This is a genomic window from Sphingomonas sp., assembly GCF_026460985.1.
Lineage (GTDB): Bacteria > Pseudomonadota > Alphaproteobacteria > Sphingomonadales > Sphingomonadaceae > Sphingomonas.
Genome location: NZ_JAPKNM010000001.1, coordinates 142,957 through 160,520, shown reverse-complemented (window position 1 = coordinate 160,520; position 17,564 = coordinate 142,957). Strand labels below are relative to the sequence as shown.

The following is a 17,564-nucleotide window of genomic DNA, read 5'->3' as shown; positions in this document are numbered from 1 at the left end:
GTGGAGAATGCGCAATGACCGAACCGCTCTGGTGGCAGAAGGGCGCGATCTACCAGATCTATCCGCGCTCCTTCCAGGATTCGAACCATGACGGGATCGGCGACCTCAAGGGCGTGGAGTCCCGTCTCGACGACCTCGTAGCGCTCGGCGTCGACGCGATCTGGATCTCGCCCATCTATCCCAGCCCACAAGCCGATTTCGGCTACGACGTGGCCGATTACACCGGCATCGACCCGCGCTTCGGCACGCTCGACGATTTCGATTCGCTGCTGAAGGCCGCGCACGATCGCGGGCTCAAGCTGCTGCTCGATTTCGTCCCCAACCACAGCTCGAGCGAACATCCCTGGTTCCTCGAGAGCCGCGCCTCGCACGACAGTCCCAGGCGCGACTGGTACATCTGGCGCGATCCGGGTCCGGACGGCGGCCCGCCCAACAACTGGATCAGCGATTTCGGCGGCCCCGCCTGGGAGTGGGACGCGGCCACCGGCCAATATTATTACCATGCCTTCCTCAAGGAGCAGCCCGACCTCAACTGGCGCAATCCCGAGCTCCGCCAGGCGATGCTCGACGTGTTGCGCTTCTGGTTCGATCGCGGGGTCGACGGCTTCCGGATCGACGTGCTGTGGCACATGATCAAGCACGCCGACTTCCCCGACAATCCGGCCAACCCCGCCTTCACCCCCGCGATGGGCGAGATGCACCGCGTCCTCCAGCTCCATTCGACCGACCAGCCCGAGGTCCATGGCATCGCCGCCGACATGCGCCGCGTGGCGGACGATTATCCCGAGCGCGTGCTGGTCGGCGAGATCTACCTGCCGGTCGAACGGCTGATGCGTTATTATGGCGAGGGTGAGCCGGGGGTGCACCTGCCCTTCAACTTCCAGCTGATCGAGGCGCTCTGGGACGCGCGCGGCCTCGCCGGGCTGATCGCCGATTACGAAGCCGCGCTGCCGGCGGGCGGCTGGCCCAATTGGGTGCTCGGCAACCATGATCGCCCCCGCGCCGCCACGCGCTTCGGCGCAGGGCAGGCCCGCGTCGCCGCGATGCTGCTGCTCACGCTCCGCGGCACGCCCACCATCTATTATGGCGACGAGATCGGCATGGAGGACGTCGCGATCCCCCGCGATCAGGTCCAGGATCCGCGCGAGCTCCGCGAGCCCGGCATCGGGCTCGGCCGCGATCCGGTGCGCACGCCGATGGCGTGGGATTCGAGCGCCAATGCCGGCTTCTCGACGGCAACGCCCTGGCTTCCGCTCCACGCGGACTGGGCGAACCGCAACGTCGCCGAGCAGCGCGAGGATCCGCGCTCGATGTGGCGGCTCTACCATGACCTGCTCGCGCTCCGCCGATCACGCGCGGCGCTGTCGATCGGCGACTGGCTGCCGGTCGAATGCGCCGGAAACCTGCTCGCCTATGAGCGGCGCCACCGCGACGAACGGCTGCTGGTGGTGCTCAATCTCGGCGACGCGCCCGAGAGCTTCGCGATCCCCGAATGGGCCGAGGGGCTGGAAGTGCTGCTGACCACCGGCACCGGCGGCGATCCGGCGCTGCTCGGCCCGAACGAGGGATATGTGCTCGGATGAGGATCGCGATGCTGGCGCCGATCGCCTGGCGCACGCCGCCGCGTCATTACGGTCCCTGGGAGCTGGTCACCAGCCTGCTCACCGAGGCGCTCGTCGCGCGCGGGATCGACGTGACTCTGTTCGCCACGCAGGATTCGGTCACCGCGGGCACGCTCGCCGGAGTGGTGCCGCGCGGCTATGAGGAAGACACCGCGATCGACGCCAAGGTCTGGGAGTATCGCCATCTCAGCCATGTCTTCGCGCGCGCGGGCGAATTCGACCTGATCCACAACCAGGCCGATTTCCCCGCCCATGCCTTCGCGCCCCTGGTCCCGACGCCGATGGTCACCACGATCCACGGCTTTTCGTCGGATCGCATCCTGCCGATGTACAAGCCGTTCGAGGACCGCGTCCATTTCGTCGCGATCAGCGCGGCCGATCGGCACCCCTCGCTCCGCTACGCCGCGACGATCCACCACGGCATCCGCCTCGACGAATTCCCGTTCGACGCGGAAGGGAGCGACGACCTGCTCTTCTTCGGCCGCATGCACCCCGACAAGGGCGCCGCCGAGGCGATCCAGGTCGCGCTTTCCACTGGCCGCCGACTCGATCTCTACGGGATCGTCCAGGACCAGGGCTATTTCGACCGCGAGGTGATGCCGCATGTCGATGGCGAGCGGATCCGCTATCTCGGCCCGGTCGGCGGCGAGGCGCGGCTGCGCGCGCTCGGCAAGGCCAAGGCCCTGCTCCACCTGATCAATTTCGACGAGCCCTTCGGCCTTTCGGTGATCGAGGCGATGGCCTGCGGCACCCCGGTGATCGCTATGGATCGCGGCAGCATGCCCGAGCTCGTCGCGCCGGGGACAGGCATCCTCGTCCGCTCGACCGGCGAGGCGATCGCCGCGCTGGCGGAGGTGGAAGCCATCGACCGCGCCGCCTGCCGCGCCCATGTCGAAGCGCATTTCTCGGTCGAGGCGATGGCCGACAAATATGTCGCGCTGTACGAGCAGATCCTGTCCTGAATTCCCTCTCCCCTTGTGGGAGAGGGAGGGAGCCGATGAAATCGGCGGAAGGGTGAGGGGGAGTGTGTCTCGAGGGACGTCCCCCTCATCCTTCCCCCTGCTTCGCAGCGGGCCCCTTCCTTCTCCCACAAGGGGAGAAGGAGATTGTCACTCCGCCGCCAACAGCGTCTCCGCGCCGCCCAGATCGACCGACACCAGCCGGCTCACCCCGCGCTCGACCATCGTCACGCCGAACAGCCGGTGCATCCGGCTCATCGTCGCGGCATTGTGGGTGACGATCAGATAGCGCGTCGCGGTCTCGCGGGTCATCGCTTCGAGCAGGTCGCAGAAGCGCTCGATATTGGCGTCGTCGAGTGGCGCATCGACTTCGTCGAGCACGCAGATCGGCGCCGGGTTGGTCAGGAACAGCGCGAAGATCAGCGCCACCGCGGTCAGCGCCTGCTCGCCGCCCGAAAGCAAGGTGAGCGACTGGAGCCGCTTGCCCGGCGGCTGCGCCATGATCTCGAGCCCCGCCTCGAGCGGATCGTCCGAATCAACCAGCTCGAGATGCGCCTGCCCGCCGTTGAACAACGTGGAGAACAATCGCCGGAAATGCAGGTCGACCGCTTCGAACGCGGCGAGCAGCCGCTGGCGCCCCTCGCGGTTGAGCGTGCCGATCGAACCGCGGAGGCGGTTGACCGCCTGGGCCAGCTCGTCGCGCTCCTGCGCGTTGCTGGTGAACGCCGCCTCGAGCTCGGCCAATTCGGCCTCGGCGACCAGGTTGACCGGCCCGATCCGCTCGCGCTCGACATTGAGCTTCTCATGGGCGGCGGATTCGTCCTGCGGGCTGCGCACGCTCTCCGCCTCGAATCCGGCCTTCTGGGGCAGTAAGGGCGGCGGGCATTCGAAGCGCTCGCCCGAGAGGCGCCCCATCTCGATCCGCCGCGCCTCCTGGTTCTCCGCGCGCGCGGTCGCGCCGGCGCGTGCCTCGCGGGCTTCGGCCAGGCCCTCATTGGCGGCGCGGACGGCGCCCTCGGTCGCGCGGAGCGCCGCCTCGGCCTCGCGCTCGGCGGCCTGTGCGGCGGCCGATTCGGCGCGCGCCGCCTCGGTCGCCGCCTCGGCTTCGGCGACCGCGGCGTCGAGCTCGGCGGGGCGCGCCGCGAACGTCATGCTCTCCTCGGCGAGTTCGGCGGCGCGCTTCTCCATCTCGGCCGAGCGCCGCGCCGCCTCGCCCGCGCGCGACTTCCAGCTGCGACTTTCGGCATTGGCCGCGGCAAGCCGCTCGCGTGCCTGGCCGATCTCGCGCTCCAGCGTCCCGCGCTCGCTGCGCGCATTGGCGGCGGCGGCGCGGCGCACCTCGGCCTCCGACGACAGCGCGGAAACGCGCGCCCGGGTGGCCGAACCGTCGGGGAGCGCGGCCTTGGCGGCCTCGGCGCGGGCGAGCTCGCCCGCCGCTTCGTCCTGCTCGGCGGCGATGCGGTCGCGGCGCGATTCCAGGTCGGCGCGCTGCGATTCGAGCCGCTCGAGCTGCGCGGTCGCGCGATCCTCGGCGCGCCCGGCCTCGCGCCCGGCATTCTCGGCATGGTCGAGCATGCGGCGGCAATCCGCGGCGGCGCGGCGCGCCTCGGCGATCGTCTCGTCGATCCGCGACAATTCCGCGTCGGCCGATTCGACCGCGCGCACCGCCGCGGGCCGCGCCTTCTCGATCGCCGCCAGCCGGTTGACGCGCTCGAGCCGCTCGGCCGCCGCGGCGCCGCCCGACCTGGCGACATAGCCGTCCCAGCGCCGGAGGACCCCCGCCAGCGTCACCAGCCTCTGCCCCACCGCGAGCGGCTGCCCGGTATCGCTCTCCGCCACCAGCACCTGGGCCAAGCGGCGCGCCAGCCCCGCCGGCGCCGCGACATGGCCGCTCAGCGGCGTCGTCCCCGCCGGAGCGCCCGGATCGCCGGGGAGCGGTTCCGCCCCCGCCCAATAGCGCTCGGCGCTCGTATCGAGCCCGGCCTCGAGATCGTCGCCCAGCGCCGCGGCAAGCGCGCGCTCATAGCCGGCATCGACCTTGAGCCGATCGAGCAGCCGGTCCTTGCCCGAGGGGCGCGTCGCCTTGGCGAGCGCGGCGGCTTCGCTGTCGAGCTGGGCGAGCTCGGCATGCGCGGCGGCGCGCGCGGACTGGGCGCGGTCGCGCGATTCGATCGCGCCGCGCTCGCTCGCATCGGCGCGGGCGAGCCCGGCGCGCGCGGTCTCGGCCCGGCGCAGCGCCTGGGCCCGCGCCTCGGCGGCGCGCGCCTTCTCCGCCTTGAGCGGCTCGGCATCGCCCAGCGCGCGGATCTCGGCATCGATCCGCGCCTGATCGCGTGCCGCCCGCTCGGCGCGGGTGCGCGCGGCGGCCAGGGCGGCCTCGGCGACGCGTGCATCGGCGGCCTCGCTCGCCTGCGCCGCGAGCGCCTGGGCCAGCGCGACCTCGGCATCGCGCGCGGCGCGCTCGGCATCGGCCAGCGCCGTATCGAGCGTCGGCATCCGCGCGCCTGCGTCGGCGATCCGCGTCTCGAGCGCCTTGGCTTCGTCCGCGAGCCGGGCCAGCGCCTCGGCGGCGTCGTGCGCCAGCGCGCCCTCGCGCCCTCGATCCTCGGCCAGCCGCGTCCCCGCATCGCGCAGCTCGACGATGCGGCGCTCGACCGCGGCGCGCTCGCTGCGCAAGGTCGCCAGCCGGTGCATCGCCTCGGTCGCGCGGTCGCGGACGCTCAGCGCATCGGCGCGCACCCCGGCGAGCGCCTCGGCGGCGGCCTGCTGGCGCGCGGCGGCGGCGTCGTGCGCCTGCGCGCGCTGGGCGACCAGCGCCTCGGCGGCGGCCGCCTCCTTCTTCGCCGCGTCGGCGGCTTCGGCGGCATCGCGCCAGCGCGCGAAGATCATCCGTGCCTCGGCGACGCGGATCCGCTCGGAAAGCTCGCGATAGCGCTCGGCCTGTCGCGCCTGACGCTTGAGCGCCGCCGCGCGCGATTCCTGGTCGCCGATGACTTCGTCGAGCCGAGTGAGATTGGCCTCGGTCGCGCGCAGTTTCTGCTCGGCGTCGCGACGGCGGACATGCAAGCCCGCGATCCCCGCCGCCTCTTCGAGCATCGCGCGGCGCTCGCCCGGCTTGGCCGAGATGATCGCGCCGATCCGCCCCTGGCTGACCAGGGCCGGCGAATGCGCGCCGGTCGCCGAATCGGCGAAGACCAGGGCGACGTCCTTGGCGCGGACGTCGCGGCCGTTGATCCGGTATGCCGAGCCGGCGCCGCGCTCGATCCGGCGGACGACCTCGAGCTCATCCTCCTCGCCCACCTGCTCGGCGAGGATCGAGACTTCGGCGAAGTCGCGCGCGGGCCGCGTCGCGGTGCCGGCGAAGATCACGTCTTCCATGCCGGCGCCGCGCATCGACTTGGCGCTGTTCTCGCCCATCGCCCAGCGCAGCGCCTCGAGCAGGTTGGACTTGCCGCACCCGTTGGGGCCGACGATCCCGGTGAGGCCGGGTTCGATGCGCAGATCGGCCGGATCGACGAAGCTCTTGAAGCCCGTCAGTCGCAGCCTCTTGATCTGCATGCCTGCCGTCCCCCGTGTTTGTCGGCCTTAGCGGGCCCCCGCCGCCTGCAGCGCCGTCTCGACCTGCGACCACATCGCCGCGTCGACCTGCTTGCCGTTGATGAAGAAGGTCGGCGTCCCCTGCACGCCGCGATTGTTGGAGGCATCGGCCATGACGTCGGCGATGCTCTTGATCACGGCCTGGTCCGCAAGGCACTGGCGGGCCTTCGCCTCGGGCACGCCGCGCTGCTTGGCGAACTCGACCGCGCCCATCGCGTCGGCGATCGCGGCTGCGGCCTGGGGCGGCGTCATCGTCTGGAGCTGCTGCTGGAACCCTTCGGGCAGCGCATTCAGCTTCTCGCCGAAGGCTACCTGGTTGGCGAACATCTGGTCGAGCATCGGGAAGAAGGCGTCGGTGCCGACGCATTGATTGAGCAGCGCCAGCGCGAGATCGGGCGCGCCGTGGAGCGGGAAGTCGCGGAACTCGTAGCTCACCTTGCCGGTCGAGACGTATTTCTGGCGCAGCGGCTCGACACCCTCCGCAGCGAAGCGGCCGCAGGTGGGGCAGGTGCGCGAGCCATATTCGACCAACTGGATCGGCGCATTGGGATTGCCCTGGCGGAAGCCACCCTCGGGGGTCTTGGCGACCACATCGACCCATTGCTTGCCCGCGGGAGGCGTGGCCGCCGCCACCGGGGTGGTCGACGTCACCGGCGCGGAGGCGTTCTCGGTGCCGCCGCCACAAGCTGCGAGCGCAAGAAGCGGAAGGAAAGCGAGGGCGAAACGCATGGTCGTTGGTCTCCGAGAGAAATGGTCGCTCAGCTGTCCGCGGCGCGGAGCTCGGGCTGAAGTTGGTCCCAGGTGAAGGCGCGCACGCGGCGGCCGTTGACGAAGAAGCTCGGGGTGCCCTGGACGCCCGCCTTGGCGCCGCCGGCATAGGCATCGGCCACGCTCTTGATCAGCGCAGGGCTGGCGAGGCAGCGCCGCGCCTGCGCCTCGGGCAGGCCGCGCGCCTTCATGAAGGCGATCATCCCCAGCGCCTCGGCGAACTTCGTCGCGGCCTGGGGCGGGGGCAGGTTCTGCCACGCCTCGACCTGCTCGGGCTGGCTCTCGATCAGTTTGTGGAGCGGCGCGTCGAACGCCTGCTGGTTGGCGAACATCTGGTCGAGCACCGGGAAGAAGCGCGCGGGCGCGACGCACTGGTTGAGCAAGGCGAGCGAGAGATCGGGCACGCCGTGGATCAGATAGTCGCGGAACTCGTAGCTCAGCTTGCCGCTCGCGATCCATTCGCGGCGCAGCGGCTCGACGCCCTCCACCGCGAATGCGCGGCAGGTGGGGCAGGTGCGCGAACCATATTCGACGAGCTTGATCGGCGCGTCGGGATTGCCCTGGCGGAAGCCGCCCTCGGGCGTCTTGACGACCAGGTTCACCCAGTTGGCGGTCGCGCGGCGCGCCTGCTGCGCGGTGACCGGGCCGGTCCCGACGATCAGCAGCAATGCGGCGGCAAGCAGGCGGAGCGCCATCAATCGATCCTGCCGAGCTTGAGGCCCTTGTCGGCCGCTGCGACGCCTGCGGCGAGCGATTCGAGCACGGCCTTCAATTCGGGATCGGCGATGCCGCGCAGGCTGTCGCCCATCGCCTCGGTGAGCGGCGCGAGGCTCGGTGGCGGCGCGGCCTTGGCGACGCGCTTGATCTCGCCCTGGCGGATCGCGACGCGGACCACGGCGGGATAGCCGAAGAAGCGATTGACGCGATCGACGATCTCGGGGGCGATGTGCTGCATCATCGGGGCGTGGGCGCCGGCGACGACGAGGCTCAGCACGCCCTCGGCGCGCTTGCCCTGCGGGAAGCGGATCGATTCGGGCATCGAGACGCGGGCATAGCGCTCGCCGACGATCTCGCCCCAGCGGCTGACGATCGCATGCTGGACGAAGCCGAACTTGCGGAACGCGGCACGGCCGACATCGGGCAGCAGCTCGGAAACCGCGCGCGCACGGTTCGATCGCTGCGGTTCGAGCTTGGGCTGGCGCGTGGTGGCACGCTTGGGTTTATCAGGGGCCTTCGTCATTACCGCCTACCCATGCCATAGGCGGGGCGTGCCCGACAACGTCCCTCGCGCAATCGCCGCTCCCTTGCTCCGCTGGTACGACGCGCATGCCCGCGACCTGCCGTGGCGCGCGCGGCCGGGAGCGAACGCGCCCGATCCCTATCGCGTCTGGCTGAGCGAGGTCATGCTCCAGCAGACCCAGGTCGCGAGCGTCATCCCCTATTTCGAGAAGTTCACCGCGCGTTGGCCGAGCTTCGCGGCGTTGGCGGCGGCGGAGGATGCCGAGCTGATGGCCGCCTGGGCCGGGCTCGGTTACTATGCCCGGGCGCGCAACCTGCTCGCCTGCGCCCGCGAAGTCGCGGCGCGCGGGAGCCTCCCCGAAACCGAGACCGAACTGCTCGGCCTGCCCGGCGTCGGCGGCTATACCGCGGCGGCGATCGCGGCGATCGCCTTCGGGCAGCGCGCGGTGGTGGTCGACGCCAATGTCGAGCGCGTCGTTACTCGGCTTTTCGCAGTGACGGAGCCGCTGCCCGGCGCGCGACCCAGGATCCGCGCGCTCACCGACAGGATCACGCCCGATGCGCGGGCAGGGGACTTCGCCCAGGCGATGATGGACCTCGGTTCGGGCATCTGCACCGCCCGCGCGCCGCGCTGCCTCCTCTGCCCCTTGCGCGCGCAATGCGATGGTCTTGCCGGCGGCGCGCCCGAGACCTTCCCGGTCAAGGCGCCCAAGGCCGCCAAGCCGCAGCGCTACGGCACGATGTTCTGGCTGGAGCGCGACGGACGGGTGCTGCTCGTCCGCCGCCCGGCCAAGGGCCTGCTCGGCGGCATGCGCGCCTTGCCGACCGGGCCGTGGAGCGATTCGCCGCCGGGGCTGGCCGGCGCGCCGCTCGCGGCCGGCTGGCGCCTGCTCGATGACCAGGTTCGCCATGGCTTCACCCATTTCAACCTCGACGTGGCGCTTGCGGCTGCAACAATCCCAGCGCACACAGACGCGCCGGAGGGCGAATGGTGGCCGGTCGCCGAGATAGCGGCGGCGGGGCTGCCCACCGTGTTCGCCAAGGCGGCAAGGATGTTCGGGAGGTTGCATGCATAGCTGGCGGATATTCGGATCGATCGCGGCACTGGCGCTTACCGGCCCGGCCTGGTCGCAGGCGACGGCGCCGCTGCCGTCGCAGGGCGCGCAGGCGCAGGCCACGAGCGCGACCGCCCGGCTGGAGAAGCGCGTCGTCGCCGAGGGCAGGGTGCCCGGCATCGTGATCGTGACCGGCATCGGCGATGCACCGACCCGGATCGCCTCGGAAGGGCGGATCGCCATCGAGCCCGATGCTCCCGTCGCCGATGCCGACAGCCTGTGGCGCATCTATTCGATGACCAAGCCGATCACCGGCATCGCCGCGATGATCCTGGTCGAGGAAGGCAAGCTCAAGCTCGACCAGCCGATCAGCGACTTCATACCCGCCTTCAAGGACATGAAGGTGCTGGTCGATCCGGCCAAGGACCTCACCAGCCGCCCTGCGACGCGCCCGATCACGGTGCGCCACCTGCTCACCCACACCGCCGGGCTCGGCTACAGCATCGTCACCAAGGGCCCCTTGCTCGACGAATATAACCGCCTCGGCATCAACCCGGCGCAGGTCAACGCGCTGATGGAACCGGGCATGCGCGCGGCGCGGCCCAAGACGCTCGAGGAGTTCGCCAACCGGGTCGCGACGCTGCCGCTGATCGCCGATCCGGGCACCAAATGGAGCTATTCGATCAGCCTCGACCTGCTCGGCCGGGTGATCGAGGTCGCGGGCGGCATGCCGTTCGACCAGTTCGTCAACACCCGCATCTTCGCGCCGCTCAAGATGCGCGACAGCTATTGGACCGTGCCGCAGGACAAGGCGCGCATCCTCGCCACCAACTATCTCTCGCCCAGGGTCGCCGCGGACGTGGGCGCCACCTCGGTCTGGCTCCAGCCGCCGAGCTTTCCCTATGGCGGCGCGGGGCTCGTCATGTCGGCGCACGACTATGACCGCTTCCTCCACATGCTGCTGAACGGCGGCACGCTCGACGGTGCCCGCGTGCTCAAGCCCGAGACGGTTAAGCTCGCCCTGTCGGACCTGCTGCCGCCCACCGTCGACCGCTCGACGCTCGCGCACATGACCGCCGATAGCGGCGTGCCGATGGGCTTCGGCGCGGGCGGCTCGGTCTATCTCGCCGACAAGCCCGGCGGCCCGGGCAAGGGCACTTTCGGCTGGGCCGGCGCGGCGGGATCGATCGGCTGGGTCGATCCGGCCCACAAGCTGCGCGCGACGATGATGGTCAATTCGTTCAGCGAGCAGCTGCTCAAGCGCGAGACGTCTCAGGCGGTCTACGCCGATCTCGCGCGGTGAGGGCACCCGGCTTCACCGGCGGCACGCTCGACCGTGCCGATCGGGTCCGCCACGAGCCCGAGCTGCTGCGTGCTGCCGAGGCCGATCCGCGCGCCCGGTTGCTCGTTCTGCGCGGCCTCGACCCCGAGCTCGACGAAGCCGATCGCCTCATATGGACCGGGCTCGACGCGGCCGAGGGCGAGCGGCTGTTCCTCGGCTTCGACGAGGGCGTGCCGCTGTTCGCCGCCGCGCCGCCGCACGGGCAGCCGCTCCCCGGAGCCCGCTCGCCCGCCTTGTTCGCGATGCTCGATCGCTTCCATGCCGGCGACGCCGCACTCTATGCCGCGGCGCGCAGCCTGGTCGACTGGCATGGGCGGCACGGCTTCTGCGCGGTGTGCGGCACCGCCACCGCGATCTTCCGCGCCGGCTGGGGGCGCACCTGCCCTTTTTGCCATGCCGAGCATTTCCCGCGCGTCGACCCGGTGGTGATCATGCTCGCCGAGCATGGCGACAAGGTGCTGCTCGGCCGCCAGCCGCCCTGGCCGCAGGGGCGCTATTCGGCGCTCGCCGGCTTCCTCGAGGTCGGCGAGTCGATCGAGGAGGCGGTGCGCCGCGAGACGCTCGAGGAGGCGGGCATCCGCGTCGGCGCGGTGCGCTATGTCGCCAGCCAGCCCTGGCCCTTCCCCTCGTCGCTGATGATCGCCTGCATCGGCGCGGCCGAGAATGACGACATCACGGTCGACGTCCACGAGCTCGAGGACGCGCGCTGGTTCATCCGCGACGAGGTCCGCCGCGCGCTCGCCCGCGATCCCGACGCCCCGTTCGGCGCCGCCCCGCCTTATGCGATCGCGCACACGCTGCTGACGGCGTGGGTGGAGGGCGGTTAGGGCCGCTCGCGCGCCTGGGGATAGGTGCCGAGCACGCGCATCCATTTCGAATGGAACTTGAGCTCCTCGAGCGCGCGGTCGATCGCGGGATCGCCCGGGCCGCCGACGATGTCGGCGTAGAATTCGGTCGCCGCGAAGCTGCCGCCGCGCTGGTAGCTCTCCAGCTTGGTCATGTTGACGCCGTTGGTCGCGAAGCCGCCCAGCGCCTTGTAGAGCGCCGCCGAGACGTTGCGGACCTCGAAGATGAAAGTGGTCATCACCGGCCCCTCGATCGGCAGCGGCAGCGCCTCGCGCGCGAGCACGACGAAACGCGTCATATTGTGCTCGGCATCGGCGAGGTCACTCTCGAACAGGTCGAGCCCGTAGAGCTCGGCCGCTCCCGGCGGGGCGAGCGCGGCGACCGCGGGGTCGGCCATCTCGGCGATCACCGCCGCCGCGCCCGCCGTGTCGGGATAGGCCACCGGCGCGATGCCGCGCGCCTTGAGCCAGTGGCGGCACTGGCCGAGCGCCTGCGGGTGGCTCATCGCCTGGCGGACCTGGTCGAGCCCGCCAACACCCATCAGCCCGTAGCGGATCGGCAGGAAATGCTCGCCGGTGATCGCCAGGCCCGATTCGGGCAGCAAGAAATGGATGTCGGCGACGCGGCCGTGGAGCGAATTCTCGATCGGGATCATCGCGCGGTCGGCGCGGCCTTCCTTCACTGCGTCGATCGCGTCCTCGAACGAGAAGCAGGGCAGGGGAAGCCTGTCGGCAAAGGCTTCGCGCACCGCGATGTGCGAATTGGCGCCCGGCGCGCCCTGGAACGCCACCGCGCGGCCCGGTTCGGCCGAGGCCCTTGCGATCATGTCCGCGACGATCGGCCGCGCCGGGCTTGCGAAATTCTCCATGGAAGCGCGCGCTAGCCGTCTGCGTTTCCGGCGGCAACCCCGGCTTGCGATAGCAAAAACCGCAGCCTAAAGGGCGAACGACTTTCCTTTAGGGGCATGTGATGGACGATCGGTTCAATACGATTGCGGGTTGGGCACTGGCGGGCGGCATTGCGGCGCTCGGCCTGTCGATCGTGAGCGGCATGGTCTTCCACGCGGAACGCCCCGAGAAGATGGGCTATGCGATCGAGGGCGTCGAGGAGGCCGGCGAAGGCGGCGGTGCCGCCGTCGCGCCGATCGCGGTGCGTCTCGCCGCCGCCGATGTCGCCAAGGGCGCCGACGTGTTCAAGCAGTGCACCGCCTGCCACACGATCAACTCGGGCGGCGCTTCGGGCATCGGCCCGAACCTCTACGCCACGGTCGGCAAGCCGCACGGCCATGTCGCCGGCTTCGCTTATTCGGACGCGCTCAAGGGCGTGCCGGGCACCTGGACCTTCGACGCGCTCGACGCGTGGCTGACGAGCCCACGCAAATACGCGCCGGGCACCAAGATGACCTTCGCGGGCATCGCCAATCCGCAGGACCGCGCGAACGTGATCGCCTATCTCAACAGCCAGGGCTCGAACCTGCCGCTTCCCGCCGCCCCGGCCGCGGGCGAGGAGCCGGCGGCCGACAACGCCGCCGAGGCCAATGTCGCCGACACCGGCAACGTCTCGAACGAAGCGACCCCGGCGGAAGGCACCCCGGCCAAGGATCCCCAGGCGGCGGTCCAGGCCGAGAAGAAGGGCCACTAAGGCCGCGCATCGCCGAGCGTGCGGCGGATTTCCGCCAGTACGCCGAGCGTGTTGCCCAGGATATTGTTGTTCCAGAAACGGAGCACGATGTAGCCCGCAGCCTCGAGTTGCTGCGTGCGCGGCGCGTCGGCTTCGGGCCTGTGCTGGCCGCCATCGGCTTCGATGATCAGCTTGGCCTCTTCGCAGAGGAAGTCGACGATATGGCCCGCGAGCGGCTCCTGCTGACGGAACTTGAAGCCGCTCAGTCGTCGATTGCGAAGATGGTACCAGAGGCGCTTCTCCGCGCCGGTTGGATCGCGCCGCAATTTCCGTGCAACTGGAACGAGCCGGTTCCGCATGCCCCTCTCCCATAGGGAGAGGGTTGCGCAGACTTGGGTCCGGCGCAAGCCGAGCCTTAGTCGGAGCTGGGTGAGGGGTTTCGCCCTCTCGATAGTCCCGGAACCCCTCACCAACCTCCGCTAGGCAGCAAGCTGCCAAGCTCCGGTATCCTCTCCCCATGGGAGAGGGAAGGATGGGCGAGCGCTCAGCGTTCAGCCCCTCGCCTTGTGGTTGCGCCAGAAGTCCTGGACGATCTCCCAGCCTTCCTCGGCGGTCTCGACGAAGTGGAACAGCCCCAGGTCGCGCGGGGAGATCACGCCTTCCTCGCACAGCGCCTCGAAGTTCACCACGCGCTGCCAGAAGGCCTTGCCGTAGAACAGCACCGGGATCGGATCGATCTTGCCGGTCTGGATCAAAGTCAGCAGCTCGAAGCTCTCGTCGAACGTCCCGAACCCGCCGGGGAACACCGCCACCGCGCGCGCATGGAGCAGGAAGTGCATCTTCCTGAGCGCGAAATAGTGGAACTGCAGGCTGAGCCCCGGCGTGACATAGGGGTTGGGCGCCTGTTCGTGCGGCAGCACGATGTTGAGCCCGATCGATTCGGCGCCCACGTCCTGCGCGCCGCGATTGGCGGCCTCCATGATCGACGGGCCGCCGCCCGAGCACACCACGAAATGGCGCTTGCCCGCCTCGTCGAGCGGGAAGTTGCTCGCCAGCCGGGCGAGTTCGCGCGCGACGTCGTAATAATGCGACTTCTCGATCAGCCGCTCGGCGATCTTCTTCTGCTCGGGCGTGTCGGCGAGCTCGAGCAGCGCCTGGGCCTTTTCCGGTTCCGGGATGCGCGCCGATCCGTAGACGACCAGCGTCGAGGCGATGTTGGCGGCGTCGAGGATCAACTGTGGCTTGAGCAGCTCGAGCTGGAAGCGCACCGGGCGCAGATCCTCGCGCAACAGGAAGTCCATGTCCTGGAAGGCGAGGCGATAGGCCGGATGCTCGGTCTGGGGCGTGCCGCTGTTGGTGTTGGCGTTCTCGGCTTCCTGCTGCGCGGGGCGGAAGACGCGGCTCGGGACGCGTGTATCGTTGCTCATTTGGGCCGGCTTAGGCCGATCGTGCGGTCTTGCCTAGGCGCAGAAAGGGCCGCGGCCCATGTCGAGATGCAGGTGGTTGTAATGCGCGGCGTTATAGTCGGGGCCGAGCACCGTCCTGAAGCGCTTGCACGCCGATTTGTGGATCACCTCGAAGAATTCGCGCACCGCGGGGTCGTCCGATCGCCAGCCGGTCTCGACGCGGATCTTCCGCCCGTCGGCGAGCACGAATCCGCCGATGTCGACGGCGTTGCCCAGCCCGTGCTCGGACATGCGCGCCCCCGATTGCCCGCCGCCCCCGATGATCGCGCGGCACGAATAGCTGCCGAAGCTCTCGACGCGCACCAGCTCGCTACCCAATATCTGCTTGGCCGCCGGCGCGACCGCGAAGCGCACCCATCCCGTGAAGCTGCGCGCGAGCGGGCAGCGCATCGATTTGAGGTTGGTCACCGGCACGCCGATGTCGAGCAGTTCCACCGCACCGGTGACGATGCAGCCGCTGCCGAAGTCGCGATCGGGCAGCGGCGAATAGCGCACCGATTCGCGCGAGAGGTCGGCGAAGCATTGCTGCGTCTCGCGCGGGGTGGGGCGGTTGAGCGTGATCGGCCCCGATTTGCGCTCGCGGATCGGCGCGGGACGGTCGTCGTCGTCGCCGCCGATGCAGCTGGCGAGGAACAGGGCCAGGAACACGATGCCGAGACGCATACCGCAGGCATAGCACGGCGATTCTGAAGATTCGCTGTGTTCCGTCGCACGCGGGTACCGGTTTGACTCTGGACCTGTTACCGCTACCATCGCCGCCGGATGCCGCGCGAAGACGGCGTCGACCGGAGAGGCCCATGACCAAGCTGCTCGCCGCCTTCGCCTGGGCGCTCGCCCTGTTCGCATCGCCGGCCCTGGCGCAGCAGCCGCCTGCCGAGCCGCTGCGCATCGCGCTCTGGAGCCATGGCGCGCCGGGGTTCGAGGCCCGGAAAGCGATTCCCGAACAGTCCGAGGCCTATTGGCTCAAGCCGGTCAACGATCCCAGCATCACCTATTTCCCCGCGCGTCCCGGCCGCGAGACCGGCGCGTCGGTGCTGATCATGCCGGGCGGCGCGCACGAATTCCTGGTGATCACCACCGAGGGCAACCATGTCGCGCGCTGGTTCGCCGAGCGCGGAGTCGCGGCCTTCGTGCTGCGCTACCGGCTCTTCCGCGGGACCGGTTCGCCCTACAAGTTCGAGCATGCCCGGCAGGATGCCGAGCGCGCGATGCGGACGATCCGGTCGCGGGCCGGCGAATGGAAGCTCGATCCTGCGCGAATCGGCGTGATGGGCTTCTCCGCCGGCGGCGAGCTCGCCCGGGTGACCTTGCTCAGTCCGCCCGTCGCGGCGCCGGGAAAGGGCGACGCGATCGACCGGCTCTCGCCGCGCCCCGATTTCGGCATCCTCGTCTTTCCCGGGCCGCTCCACGACCAGGAGAGCATCACGCGCGATTCGCCGCCCTTGCTGATGGCGGCGACGAATGACGACCAATGCTGCTCGCAGCCGATCATCGACCTGCTGAACGCCTATCGCGCCGCGGGCGCCTCGTCGGAGCTGCACATGTATGCGGCGGGCGGTCACGCCTTCAACATGGGCGAATCGACTCCCATGGTGAGCCTGCGCAACTGGCCCGCGCGGATCACCGACTGGATGACCGACCGCGGGCTGCTGGCGAAATGGCCGCCCGAGCCCTGACCGTCATCCCGGCGCAGGCCGGGATCTCAGGCGAGGGTGCGATACGGCACGAGATCCCGGCTTTCGTCGGGACGACGAATGCGGCCAGACGACAACATGCGCGCATTCTCGCCAATTGACTTTGCGCCCGCCGCCGTTAGGGGCGTCGGCGGGCCACGCGGTCCCAACGCCGCGCGTGCTCTCTGCAAGGAGAGACTGACATGAGTGATTCCGCCGTTACCGACGCCAATCTTGCGTCTGCGAAGCCCGCCGCCAAGCCGGTTCGCCCCTTTTTCTCTTCCGGTCCCTGCGCCAAGCCTCCGGGCTGGGATGCGTCGAAGCTCGCCAGCGAATCGCTCGGCCGCTCGCATCGCTCGAAGATCGGCAAGACCCGCCTGCAATATGCGATCGACCTGATGCGCGAGATGCTCGCGCTCCCCGACACGCACCGCATCGGCATCGTTCCGGGTTCGGACACCGGCGCCTTCGAGATGGCGATGTGGACGATGCTCGGCGCCCGCGGCGTCACCACGCTTGCCTGGGAAAGCTTCGGCGAGGGCTGGGTCACCGATGCGGTCAAGCAGCTGAAGCTCGAGCCCAAGATCCACCGCGCCGATTACGGCCAGCTCCCCGATCTCGACCAGGTCGACTGGTCGGACGACGTGCTGTTCACCTGGAACGGCACCACGTCGGGCGTTCGCGTGCCCGACGGCGAATGGATCCCGGCCGATCGCGCGGGGCTGAGCTTCGCCGACGCGACCAGCGCGGTGTTCGCCTACGACCTGCCCTGGGACAAGATCGATGTCGCCACCTTCTCCTGGCAGAAGGTGCTGGGCGGCGAGGGCGGCCACGGCGTGCTGATCCTCGGCCCGCGCGCGGTCCAGCGCCTCGAGGAATATACCCCCGCCTGGCCGCTGCCCAAGGTGTTCCGCCTGATGGCCAAGGGCAAGCTCGCCGAGGGCGTGTTCAAGGGCGAGACGATCAACACCCCGTCGATGCTCGCGGTCGAGGATGCGATCTTCGCGCTCGAATGGGCCAAGGGCCTGGGCGGCCTGCACGGCCTGATCGCGCGCTCGGACGCCAATGCCGCCGCGCTCGACAGGATCGTCGCCGAGCGCGACTGGCTGGGCCATCTCGCGCTCGATGGCGGTATCCGCTCGAAGACCAGCGTGTGCCTGACCGTCGAGGGCGCCGACGAGGCCTTCATCAAGAAGTTCGCCGCTAGCCTCGAAAAGGAAGGCGCCGCCTACGACGTCGCCGGCTATCGCGACGCGCCCCCGGGCCTGCGCATCTGGTGCGGCGCGACCGTCGACACCGCCGATATCGAAGCGCTCGGCCCCTGGCTCGACTGGGCCTACGCCGAAGCCAAGGCCTGATCCGTCATCCCGGCGAAAG

At 70.0% G+C, this 17,564-nt stretch carries 16 protein-coding genes; 8 read left to right on the top strand and 8 right to left on the bottom strand.

Translation table 11 applies throughout. The features are described from left to right. Positions 1 to 14 precede the first annotated feature (14 nt). Positions 15 to 1,583, top strand: coding sequence for an alpha-amylase family glycosyl hydrolase (locus MT490_RS00770; protein WP_297383367.1), 1,569 nt, complete (start codon positions 15 to 17; stop codon positions 1,581 to 1,583). Next, positions 1,580 to 2,584, top strand: coding sequence for a glycosyltransferase family 4 protein (locus MT490_RS00765; protein WP_297383365.1), 1,005 nt, complete (start codon positions 1,580 to 1,582; stop codon positions 2,582 to 2,584). The genes MT490_RS00770 and MT490_RS00765 overlap by 4 nt, the downstream gene beginning before the upstream one ends. A gap of 147 nt (positions 2,585 to 2,731) precedes the next feature. Here MT490_RS00765 and MT490_RS00760 read toward each other — a convergent pair whose 3' ends face one another. The 4 genes from MT490_RS00760 to MT490_RS00745 are packed head-to-tail and all read right to left on the bottom strand — an operon-like array spanning position 2,732 to position 8,186. Then, positions 2,732 to 6,139: an AAA family ATPase gene (locus MT490_RS00760; protein WP_297383363.1), complete on the bottom strand. Its 3,408-nt coding sequence runs from the start codon at positions 6,137 to 6,139 to the stop codon at positions 2,732 to 2,734. A gap of 27 nt (positions 6,140 to 6,166) precedes the next feature. Beyond that, on the bottom strand, positions 6,167 to 6,907 hold the full coding sequence (locus tag MT490_RS00755) for a thioredoxin domain-containing protein (RefSeq protein WP_297383361.1): 741 nt from the start codon (positions 6,905 to 6,907) through the stop codon (positions 6,167 to 6,169). A 29-nt stretch (positions 6,908 to 6,936) separates the two neighbouring features. Next, a complete protein-coding gene (locus tag MT490_RS00750; protein ID WP_297383359.1) occupies positions 6,937 to 7,641 on the bottom strand; it encodes a thioredoxin domain-containing protein in 705 nt (234 codons plus the stop codon). Further along, on the bottom strand, positions 7,641 to 8,186 hold the full coding sequence (locus tag MT490_RS00745) for a DciA family protein (RefSeq protein ID WP_297383357.1): 546 nt from the start codon (positions 8,184 to 8,186) through the stop codon (positions 7,641 to 7,643). The genes MT490_RS00750 and MT490_RS00745 overlap by 1 nt, the downstream gene beginning before the upstream one ends. Before the next feature lie 28 nt (positions 8,187 to 8,214). On the opposite strand from MT490_RS00745, the gene MT490_RS00740 reads away from it, so the two are divergent. Genes MT490_RS00740 through nudC form a run of 3 tightly spaced genes read left to right on the top strand, consistent with a single transcriptional unit; the run spans position 8,215 to position 11,409 of the window. After that, a complete protein-coding gene (locus MT490_RS00740) occupies positions 8,215 to 9,261 on the top strand; it encodes an A/G-specific adenine glycosylase (RefSeq protein WP_297383355.1) in 1,047 nt (348 codons plus the stop codon). Then, positions 9,254 to 10,543 (top strand): serine hydrolase domain-containing protein, encoded by a 1,290-nt coding sequence (locus MT490_RS00735; protein ID WP_297383353.1) that lies wholly within the window; start codon positions 9,254 to 9,256, stop codon positions 10,541 to 10,543. The genes MT490_RS00740 and MT490_RS00735 overlap by 8 nt, the downstream gene beginning before the upstream one ends. Further along, the gene (gene nudC, locus MT490_RS00730; protein WP_297383351.1) at positions 10,540 to 11,409 is read left to right on the top strand and encodes an NAD(+) diphosphatase; all 870 of its coding nucleotides are present in this window, start codon (positions 10,540 to 10,542) and stop codon (positions 11,407 to 11,409) included. The genes MT490_RS00735 and nudC overlap by 4 nt, the downstream gene beginning before the upstream one ends. On the opposite strand, the gene MT490_RS00725 is transcribed toward nudC, so the two are convergent. Continuing rightward, on the bottom strand, positions 11,406 to 12,296 hold the full coding sequence (locus tag MT490_RS00725) for a prephenate dehydratase (protein ID WP_297383349.1): 891 nt from the start codon (positions 12,294 to 12,296) through the stop codon (positions 11,406 to 11,408). The genes nudC and MT490_RS00725 overlap by 4 nt on opposite strands. A gap of 101 nt (positions 12,297 to 12,397) precedes the next feature. Here MT490_RS00725 and MT490_RS00720 point away from each other — a divergent pair, with 101 nt between their 5' ends. Continuing rightward, a complete protein-coding gene (locus MT490_RS00720) occupies positions 12,398 to 13,069 on the top strand; it encodes a cytochrome c family protein (RefSeq protein ID WP_297383347.1) in 672 nt (223 codons plus the stop codon). Here MT490_RS00720 and MT490_RS00715 read toward each other — a convergent pair. The 3 genes from MT490_RS00715 to MT490_RS00705 all read right to left on the bottom strand — a co-directional run bounded on the left by MT490_RS00715 (position 13,066) and on the right by MT490_RS00705 (position 15,177). Continuing rightward, a complete protein-coding gene (locus MT490_RS00715) occupies positions 13,066 to 13,407 on the bottom strand; it encodes a DUF559 domain-containing protein (protein WP_297383345.1) in 342 nt (113 codons plus the stop codon). The genes MT490_RS00720 and MT490_RS00715 overlap by 4 nt on opposite strands. A gap of 192 nt (positions 13,408 to 13,599) precedes the next feature. Continuing rightward, on the bottom strand, positions 13,600 to 14,475 hold the full coding sequence (locus MT490_RS00710; RefSeq protein WP_297383343.1) for an LOG family protein: 876 nt from the start codon (positions 14,473 to 14,475) through the stop codon (positions 13,600 to 13,602). A 33-nt stretch (positions 14,476 to 14,508) separates the two neighbouring features. Beyond that, positions 14,509 to 15,177: an extensin family protein gene (locus tag MT490_RS00705; RefSeq protein WP_297383341.1), complete on the bottom strand. Its 669-nt coding sequence runs from the start codon at positions 15,175 to 15,177 to the stop codon at positions 14,509 to 14,511. Positions 15,178 to 15,311: 134 nt separating this feature from the next. Here MT490_RS00705 and MT490_RS00700 point away from each other — a divergent pair, with 134 nt between their 5' ends. Continuing rightward, a complete protein-coding gene (locus tag MT490_RS00700; protein WP_297383339.1) occupies positions 15,312 to 16,190 on the top strand; it encodes an alpha/beta hydrolase in 879 nt (292 codons plus the stop codon). 200 nt (positions 16,191 to 16,390) lie between these two features. Further along, complete coding sequence (locus tag MT490_RS00695; RefSeq protein WP_297383337.1) at positions 16,391 to 17,545, top strand: phosphoserine transaminase; 1,155 nt, start codon at positions 16,391 to 16,393, stop codon at positions 17,543 to 17,545. Positions 17,546 to 17,564 lie beyond the last annotated feature (19 nt).

What these genes read in the sequence shown, in the direction of transcription:
- MT490_RS00750 (WP_297383359.1), bottom strand. Translation starts at nt 7,641, where the DNA reads ATGGCGCTCCGCCTGCTTGCCGCCGCATTGCTGCTGATCGTCGGGACC.
- MT490_RS00695 (WP_297383337.1), top strand. Translation starts at nt 16,391, where the DNA reads ATGAGTGATTCCGCCGTTACCGACGCCAATCTTGCGTCTGCGAAGCCC.
- MT490_RS00710 (WP_297383343.1), bottom strand. Translation starts at nt 14,475, where the DNA reads ATGAGCAACGATACACGCGTCCCGAGCCGCGTCTTCCGCCCCGCGCAG.
- MT490_RS00705 (WP_297383341.1), bottom strand. Translation starts at nt 15,177, where the DNA reads ATGCGTCTCGGCATCGTGTTCCTGGCCCTGTTCCTCGCCAGCTGCATC.
- MT490_RS00700 (WP_297383339.1), top strand. Translation starts at nt 15,312, where the DNA reads ATGACCAAGCTGCTCGCCGCCTTCGCCTGGGCGCTCGCCCTGTTCGCA.
- MT490_RS00765 (WP_297383365.1), top strand. Translation starts at nt 1,580, where the DNA reads ATGAGGATCGCGATGCTGGCGCCGATCGCCTGGCGCACGCCGCCGCGT.
- MT490_RS00770 (WP_297383367.1), top strand. Translation starts at nt 15, where the DNA reads ATGACCGAACCGCTCTGGTGGCAGAAGGGCGCGATCTACCAGATCTAT.
- MT490_RS00760 (WP_297383363.1), bottom strand. Translation starts at nt 6,139, where the DNA reads ATGCAGATCAAGAGGCTGCGACTGACGGGCTTCAAGAGCTTCGTCGAT.
- MT490_RS00715 (WP_297383345.1), bottom strand. Translation starts at nt 13,407, where the DNA reads ATGCGGAACCGGCTCGTTCCAGTTGCACGGAAATTGCGGCGCGATCCA.
- MT490_RS00720 (WP_297383347.1), top strand. Translation starts at nt 12,398, where the DNA reads ATGGACGATCGGTTCAATACGATTGCGGGTTGGGCACTGGCGGGCGGC.
- MT490_RS00745 (WP_297383357.1), bottom strand. Translation starts at nt 8,186, where the DNA reads ATGACGAAGGCCCCTGATAAACCCAAGCGTGCCACCACGCGCCAGCCC.
- MT490_RS00725 (WP_297383349.1), bottom strand. Translation starts at nt 12,296, where the DNA reads ATGGAGAATTTCGCAAGCCCGGCGCGGCCGATCGTCGCGGACATGATC.
- MT490_RS00735 (WP_297383353.1), top strand. Translation starts at nt 9,254, where the DNA reads ATGCATAGCTGGCGGATATTCGGATCGATCGCGGCACTGGCGCTTACC.
- MT490_RS00755 (WP_297383361.1), bottom strand. Translation starts at nt 6,907, where the DNA reads ATGCGTTTCGCCCTCGCTTTCCTTCCGCTTCTTGCGCTCGCAGCTTGT.